2 protein-coding genes are annotated in these 1,971 nt (G+C 70.6%); one reads left to right on the top strand and one right to left on the bottom strand.

Translation table 11 applies throughout. The features are described 5' to 3' along the window. Nucleotides 1–391, bottom strand: a 391-nt coding sequence (locus IJH84_RS02325; protein WP_295139682.1) for a carboxyl transferase domain-containing protein, incomplete at its 3' end; no start/stop codon positions are given. A gap of 304 nt (nucleotides 392–695) precedes the next feature. Between IJH84_RS02325 and IJH84_RS02320 the strand changes: the two genes are divergently transcribed. Continuing rightward, the gene (locus IJH84_RS02320; RefSeq protein ID WP_295139679.1) at nucleotides 696–1,730 is read left to right on the top strand and encodes a GDP-mannose 4,6-dehydratase; all 1,035 of its coding nucleotides are present in this window, start codon (nucleotides 696–698) and stop codon (nucleotides 1,728–1,730) included. Nucleotides 1,731–1,971: the final 241 nt, after the last annotated feature.

Genomic DNA, 1,971 nt, shown 5'->3' with positions numbered 1-1,971 from the left:
GCTGCGGCACCACACCGGATGCGCGCACCATCGCCGCGAACACCCGGCCGATGTCGTCCAGCGCCGCGACCCCCTCGGCGAGCTTCGCCCCGCCGGAGTGCCAGATGCCGATCACCGGGCAGCGCAGCCGCACCGCGGTTTCCATGGCGTCGACGATCAGCGGGCACTCGCCCGTCCCGATCGCGCCGCCCTTGCGGGTCGCGTCGGTGCAGTAGACCACCACCGGCGCGCCGCCGATCGAGCCGCGGGCCACGACGATCGCGGCGTCCTCGGCTCGCCCGGTGATCTCCAGGCCGTCCGGGTCGAGCAGCTGGGAGATCCGGTGCACGGGATCGCGCGGATCGGGCGGGGTCTGCTCCGGCTCGGGTGGTTGTCGCACGGAAACGGTCATCGCGCACCTCGCGCTCGCATCGGGGCTTTCGCGCCAATACAGCAGCGCGCGGACCGGGAAAATGCTGGAGATCTCCCGGGTTCCGTCCTCGGCAGCCGCCGAGTCCGGGCAGATCCCGGTGAATCCCTAGTCCGCAACTGGAATTCCCCAGCATCCCGCCGGATTCTTTGACACCCGTTGCGCCCGGGTGCCAGCTTCGAGGCCGCTGAAGGCCGCATCCGGCGGACGCCCCGGTGCCCTGCGCCGGCGCCCGGCGTGCCGCGCGCACCGGGCTTTTCAGGCCAGGTGGTGGAAGGGGAGCACATTGTCCAGGCGAGCGCTGATCACCGGGATCACCGGGCAGGACGGTTCGTACCTCGCCGAGCACCTGCTGGCGCAGGGCTACCAGGTGTGGGGCCTGATCCGCGGGCAGGCCAACCCGCGCAAGTCGCGGATCAGCAGGCTGGCCGCGGACGTGACCTTCGTGGACGGTGACCTGATGGACCAGGGCAGCCTGGTTTCCGCGGTCGACCTGGTGCAGCCGGACGAGGTCTACAACCTGGGCGCGATCTCGTTCGTGCCGATGTCCTGGCAGCAGGCCGAATTGGTGACCGAGGTCAACGGCATGGGCGCGATGCGGATGCTGGAGGCGATCCGGATCGTCAGCGGGCTCAGCGCGTCGAGCACCCATGCCGGTTCCGGCGGAATCCGGTTCTACCAGGCGTCCTCATCGGAGATGTTCGGCAAGGTCGCGGAGTCGCCGCAGCACGAGCGAACCACCTTCCACCCGCGCAGCCCGTACGGCGTGGCGAAGACCTACGGGCACTACATCACCCAGAACTACCGCGAGTCCTACGGCGTGTGGGGCGTGTCCGGCATCCTGTTCAACCACGAATCTCCCCGCCGCGGCGCGGAATTCGTGACCCGGAAGATCTCGCTCGCGGTGGCGCAGATCAAGCTGGGGCTGCAGGACAAGCTCTACCTCGGCAACCTGGACGCGGTGCGGGACTGGGGCTTCGCCGGGGACTACGTGCGCGCGATGCACCTGATGTTGCAGCAGGACCTGCCGTCGGATTACGTGGTGGGCACCGGGCGGATGCACTCGGTGCGCGACGCGGTGCGGATCTCGTTCGAGGCCGCGGGGCTGAACTGGGCGGACCACGTCGAGATCGATCCGGCGCTGGTGCGGCCGGCGGAGGTCGAGACGCTGTGCGCGGATTCCTCCCGCGCCCGCTCGCGGCTGGGCTGGGAGCCCACAGTGGACTTCCGGGAGTTGATGACCATGATGGTCGAGTCCGACATCCGGCAAGCCTCCCGCGAGCGCGACTACGCCGAAGTGCTCTCCGCCGCGAGCTGGTGAACAAGCCGCCGGGCGTTGCCGCCGACGTGCGGACGTCCGGCGCCGCTGCACGGCCCTCCGCGAAAACTGCGGTGTCCTCGGCCGTTCTAGGGATTTCCCTGCGCTGGCGCGAGGAAACTGAGCGCGGTTCGAGGCCGGGCGGGCATGTCCGGGCCGCGTCCCAGCGCCCGGGGGCGTCCCAGTGCCCGGGGCCGCTCTCGGGCGCACCGCGCAAGCGCTCCGGTGGCGCGCGCTCGGCGTC

Origin of the sequence: Saccharopolyspora sp., from assembly GCF_017434145.1 — a bacterium.
Lineage (GTDB): Bacteria > Actinomycetota > Actinomycetes > Mycobacteriales > Pseudonocardiaceae > Saccharopolyspora_C > Saccharopolyspora_C galaxeae.
This window is presented reverse-complemented; position numbering and strand designations above follow the sequence as displayed.